This is a genomic window from Rahnella sp. ChDrAdgB13, from assembly GCF_017655185.1.
Classification (GTDB): Bacteria; Pseudomonadota; Gammaproteobacteria; order Enterobacterales; family Enterobacteriaceae; genus Rahnella; species Rahnella contaminans.
This window is the reverse complement of sequence record NZ_JAEMGT010000019.1, coordinates 1-5,677: the sequence shown is the minus strand read 5'-3', so window position 1 is coordinate 5,677 and position 5,677 is coordinate 1. Positions and strand designations below refer to the sequence as shown.

General features: G+C 55.9%; 4 protein-coding genes and 1 pseudogene. 3 read left to right on the top strand and 2 right to left on the bottom strand.

Annotated features, from left to right (window positions below; all coding sequences use genetic code 11):
• Both J8X26_RS06930 and J8X26_RS06925 read right to left on the bottom strand, forming a co-directional pair.
• Positions 1-164: pseudogene (locus tag J8X26_RS06930) on the bottom strand (DDE-type integrase/transposase/recombinase); the annotation flags it as partial.
• Between the two features lie 23 nt (positions 165-187).
• Positions 188-1,207: a LacI family DNA-binding transcriptional regulator gene (locus tag J8X26_RS06925; RefSeq protein WP_208950515.1), complete on the bottom strand. Its 1,020-nt coding sequence runs from the start codon at positions 1,205-1,207 to the stop codon at positions 188-190.
• Positions 1,208-1,594: 387 nt separating this feature from the next.
• On the opposite strand from J8X26_RS06925, the gene J8X26_RS06920 reads away from it, so the two are divergent.
• The 3 genes from J8X26_RS06920 to J8X26_RS06910 are packed head-to-tail and all read left to right on the top strand — an operon-like array spanning position 1,595 to position 5,433.
• Positions 1,595-2,311, top strand: coding sequence for a gluconate 2-dehydrogenase subunit 3 family protein (locus J8X26_RS06920; RefSeq protein WP_208950514.1), 717 nt, complete (start codon positions 1,595-1,597; stop codon positions 2,309-2,311).
• A 37-nt stretch (positions 2,312-2,348) separates the two neighbouring features.
• On the top strand, positions 2,349-4,121 hold the full coding sequence (locus J8X26_RS06915) for a GMC family oxidoreductase (RefSeq protein WP_208950513.1): 1,773 nt from the start codon (positions 2,349-2,351) through the stop codon (positions 4,119-4,121).
• Between the two features lies 1 nt (position 4,122).
• Positions 4,123-5,433: a cytochrome c gene (locus J8X26_RS06910; protein ID WP_208950512.1), complete on the top strand. Its 1,311-nt coding sequence runs from the start codon at positions 4,123-4,125 to the stop codon at positions 5,431-5,433.
• Positions 5,434-5,677: the final 244 nt, after the last annotated feature.

The following is a 5,677-nucleotide window of genomic DNA, read 5'->3' as shown; positions in this document are numbered from 1 at the left end:
CGCCTGAACGATTTGAATCCCGTCATCAGTTTTATCCGCCGTTTGATATTCCGGTGATCCTGCTCAACCCGGATGTTCAGGTACTTACTTTGTCTGACCGTAATGCATTCATCTGCTGATTTACCGGCGTTGAGTGTGGCCAGCGCGGCCGTATTTGCGCCACTGTTCGGAAAGTGTCTGGCCCAACTCACCTCAAATTCTCACAAGTCACAATCTTCAAATCGACCTTCCCATCCTCATACAACGCAGGCTGATAGCCGGTTTCCAGATGGCTCAACAGCAGCTCGATCGAAAGGCGCGCATGCTGATGGACATTTTGGTCTAGGGTGAAATCCACCGCATCTTCCTGCAGCATGGTTTTAGTGATGCTGTACAACTCATGGGTGATAAAGGCACACACGCCCAGCCGGTGGTGCTTTTGCAGGATGTCCCGCACCTCGGTATTGCCCACGCCGGTGTTGTAGATCCCTGCCACGTCATTCGACAGTGAGAGCGTCGAATCCAGCAACGCGCGAATGGTGTCTCGCTGATCCTGACCGGCCAGCGCTTCCCGCAGTTTCACCTGCGGCGCGTGGGCAGCCATCGCATCGCGAAACCCGTCAATGCGCTGACGGTGGGCGCGATAATCGATGCGCCCGCTGACCATAATCACATCGCCAGTAGTATTGATCGTTTTGCTCATCAGCAACCCCGCGGTGCGGCCCGCCTGATACTGATTAATGCCGACGTGGCAAAGCCGTTGCGCATCCGGAATATCCGTCACGAAGGTCACCACCGGAATGCCGTTGGCATGACAGTGCGCCAGCGCGTCGTGAATCATGGGATAGTCATGACCAAACACGATCAGGCCGTCGCGTTTCTCACTGCTGGCGATAATCCGTTGCGCCAGAATTTCTGGCTGCGATTCCGGGATAAAGGTGCGATGCAGCGTTAAGCGCTGATAACCCAAATGGTTGGCGACGGCACTCAGATCGTTATTCAGCCGTTGAAAAAACGACGAGGGATTGCTGCTTAAAAACGCTTCGATCTGCCACGGCTGCTTATGCTCTTCCGGCAGATAGCGCTTCAGCCCCGCTTCTCTCGCGGCATGCAGCACTTTTCGCACCGTCTCGGGAGAAACACCGCCGCGATCGTTGAGTACCCGGTCTACCGTGGCCACGCCCACACCGGCCATTTTCGCCAGCATTTGCAGGGTTAACTTTTTCATTTTTACTCCCGGAAACCCGGTAAAAATCCTGACGAAAACATGCCGCGTTCACTTTCTGCATCACAGCGAAAAACAGGGCGATAGGTTGGATGAAATTCTTTGCCGACGCGTCACAATTCGAGCGATTGCAGGCAGGACACCTTTTTGTCCGGCGCAAAAAAGCAGCAGGCCGGAGGCAATGATGTAAAACCATCAACGAAAGTCTTGGTCGCGATCACACTACAAATTATTATCCCCCAAGTTTGTTAATGCTTTATTAAACACTTTATTTACATGTGAAGTAAATATCTCTGATTTGATATTTAAAATTATCTAAATATCACGAATTTCTATTCCAAAATTAAAATAATAATTCCGCAATGTGATCAATTAAACGGCAGGGAATCTATGAAACGCAGAGAGTTTCTCACCTCAATGGCAGCATTGGGTGTGGCTACGTCATTGCCTGGCGCTCAGGCTGAAGTCGTCACCGGTGGCCAGCCCTGGCAACCAGGAAAAGTAAATCCCCCTCCCACTCCGCCACGCACCGGCGGCTTACAGTTTCTGACCCAACACGAGTCTGGCACCGTGGGCATCATTGCTGAGCACTTTATCCCGGCGGATGAATCCAGCCTCAGTGGCAAAGACGCGGGCTGTGTCACCTTTATCGACCGTCAGCTGGCGGGCGATTATGGCAAGGCCGTTGCCGTCTACCGCCTCGGACGCTTTGTGAAAGGTACGCCTGAGCAGGGCCAGCAGTCGTTGCTGACGCCTGCGGAGCGTTACCGCCAGGGCCTGACCGCGCTGGATCAGGCTACCCACAAAGCCTACGGCAAAACGTTTATCGAACTGGATGAGCCTCGCCGTGAGCAGATCCTGCATGCGATGGAAGCCGGTAAATTCGATTTAGGTGCCGACGTGGATACTAAAGTCTTTTTCGAGCTGCTGCTGCAAAACGTCCGTGAAGGTTTTCTCTCCGACCCGATATACGGTGGAAATAAAGAGATGACCAGCTGGAAAATGCTGGGCTTCCCTGGAGCACGTTATGACTTCCGCGATCTGCTGAGTAAAAAAGGGCAGAAGCTGAATATCATCCCCACCAGTCTGATTGATAACACCCTGTAAATACTGGCTGTTATATTTATGTAGAGAGCAAAGTCTTATGAATAACGTGCGTCCAAAAGCTGATGTCGTCATCGTCGGCCTGGGGTGGTGTGGCTCTTTGATTGCCGAAGAGTTGACCCGTGCCGGCCTGAATGTTGTTGCCGTTGAGCGCGGTCCGTGGTTTGAAACCGCCACGGATTTTCCCCCGTCGATTGATACCGATGAACTGCGCTGGGATACCCGCCGCAGTATGCTGCTGCCGCCCGCAGTGGAAACCACCACCTTCCGCAATAACATCACCCAACAGGCGCTACCCAGCCGCGACTGGAACCTGAATGAGCTGGGCTATAACGTCGGCGGATCCGGTACGCACTGGGCCGGCATGGCATGGCGTTTCACCCCGTTCGATTTGCAGCCGTACACCCAGACCGTTGAGCGCTACGGCAAAAAGCAGATCGCCAAAGGGCTGATCCTGCAGGACTGGGGCGTGACCTATGACGAACTGGAACCGTTTTACGATCGCTTCGAAAAAATCGCCGGCGTGTCGGGCAAAGCGGGCAAGCTGAACGGCGAAGTGATCCCGGACGGTAACCCGTTTGAAGGCAACCGCAGCAGTGAATATCCGCTGCCGCCGCTGGAGGGCATGCGTCTGACCGATCTGTTCCGCGATGCGGCAAAATCCCTCGGTCAGCACCCGTTTATGGTCCCGGCGGGCCAGGCGTCCCGCGCCTACGTCAACCCGCTTGGCGTGCGCATGGGGCCGTGCACCTACTGCGGTTACTGCCTGTATTACGGTTGCGGTAACTTCTCTAAATCCAGCCCGAACGCCTGCGTCATCCCGGCACTGATGCAGCGTGAGAACTTCACGGTGCTGACCGATTCCGCCGTGGTGAAGGTCAATAAAGCCGACGACGGCAAGACCGCCACCGGCGTGACCTATCTGGATCGCAATAAAAAAGCGTGGTTCCAGCCGGCGGATATCGTGATCCTTTCGGCGTTCCAGATGCAGAACGTGCGTCTGCTGCTGCTTTCCAAAATCGGCGTGCCTTACGATCCGGTCAGCAAGAAAGGCGTGGTTGGCCGTGCCTACAGCTTCCAGACCGTGGCCGGTGCCACCCTGTTCTTCGAAGACGAAAACCTCAACCAGTTTATCGGTGCCGGCGCGCTTTCGCAGCAGGTGGACGACTTCAACGGCGATAACTTCGATCACACCAACCTCGGCTTTATCGGCGGAGCCGGCATTCTGGTGGTGGCGCGCGGTGCGCGTCCGATTGGCAATGCCGACGTCCTGCCGCCAGGCACGCCGCGCTGGGGCAAAGAGTGGAAAAAAGCCTATACCCATGCGTTCCAGAACGGCACCTTTATCTTCGGCCAGGGCACCAGCTATTCCCATGAGGATTACTACCTCGACCTAGACCCGGAATATAAAGATGACAACGGCAATCCGCTGCTGCGTGTGACCTTCGATTACAACGAAAACGACCGTCTTGCGGCGAAGTTTATCGAAGAGAAAAGTGTGGAAATCGGCAAGGCAATGGGCGCCATAATCGTCAACGGCACCAACTCCGCCTCGGGCCACTATTCACCGTATAACTTTGCCAGTGACCACACCATCGGCGGCGCCGTGATGGGGGCCGACCCACAGACCAGCGTGCTTAACCGCTATCAGCAAAGCTGGGACATGCATAACCTGTTTGTCCTAGGCGCTTCATCGTTCCCCAATAATGCCGGCTACAACCCAACCGGCACCATCGGCGCACTCAGCCTGTGGACGGCAAAAGCCATTATTGAGCAATACGTGAAAAACCCCGGCCCACTGGTGAAGGTGTGACATGAAAAAGACCAAAATTTTGGGCGGCGTGGCGCTGATTGCCGTCGCCGTGGCTGCGGGGTTGCTGTGGCAAAATGGCAGTACCCGCGCGGATGACGTTGCGGATAACACCCTCCTCACCAGCCAGCCGCCGGGAGCGGAGGATGCCGCCGCCGTGGCGCGCGGGAAGTACATTGCCATCGACGGTGACTGTGTGGCCTGCCATACCGCGCCGGAGAGCAAAGATGCGTTTGCCGGCGGCTATTCGATCAGCACGCCGTTTGGCGGCATCGTTGCCAGCAATATTACGCCTGATACAGAAACCGGGATTGGCAGCTGGACCGAGCGTGATTTCTATCGCGCGGTGCGTCATGGCAAGGGCAAAGACGGCGAAAACCTCTATCCGGCGATGCCGTATAACGCCTACGTGAAAACCAGCGACAAGGACATGCACGACCTGTGGATGTATATGCGTTCGGTGAAGCCGGTGAATTATCACGCTCCGGAGACCCACCTCGGCTTCCCGTACAATATCCGTCTGGCGATGATGGGCTGGAACCTGTTGTTCTTTAAAAACAGCGGATACGAGCCGGACACATCCAAATCCGCCGAATGGAATCGCGGTGCCTATCTGGTGGAAGGTCTGGAGCACTGTAGCGCCTGCCATACGCCGAAAAATCTGCTGGGCGGCGACACCGGAGCGTATCTGCAGGGCAGTAACCTGGCGGAATGGCATGCGCCGGATATCACCCTGAACCGCTATACCGGCGTCGGCAGCTGGAGCGAACAGCAACTTGTCGACTACCTGAAAACCGGCAGCAACCATGTGGCGGTGGCGTCCGGGCCGATGGCGGAAGCGGTGACCAACTCGACCCAGCATCTGACCGATGCGGATCTACGTGCGATTGCGGTCTACCTGAAATCGCAGCCGGACTCGGGGACCAAAGCACCACAACCGCTGGCGGCCGATTCGGCGCAGATGAAAATGGGAGCCAACGTCTATTCCGCCAACTGCAGCGCCTGTCATAACAGTGATGGCAAGGGTATCCCGCAGCTTGCGGCCGGACTGGCGAACAATCCGGGGCTGATGGCGGACGATGCGTCGTCGATTATTACCACCATCCTGCAGGGTGGCCGGGGTGCGGTGACGCAGTCCAACCCAACCAGCGGTGCGATGCCGTCATTTGCCTGGAAACTGTCTGATGAACAGGTCGCGGCTGCCGCAACCTATCTGCGGAACAGCTGGGGCAACGCCGCGCCGGCCGTAACGGCCGATGATGTGGCGAAAAACCGGGCGTTGATAAAAATGCCCGCGCAGATGCCAGAAAAGTAGGGGGTTTATTTGCGATGAAGGCCGGCTTGCCGGCCTTTTTTACTTTCACGTTAGTGCTGTCACTGAGTCCATCTGGCTATCGCTAACGGCCGCCCAGATTTCTCATCGTTGCGCATCGTTGTGATTAGCCATCAATCATGATAACGATTTTACCGAATGCGCCGCGAGAAATGGCCTGTACCAGATTTTGTGTAAACGCCCGTTTGTCAGTACCCGGACATTCGCTCCGGGTACTCAATCATAA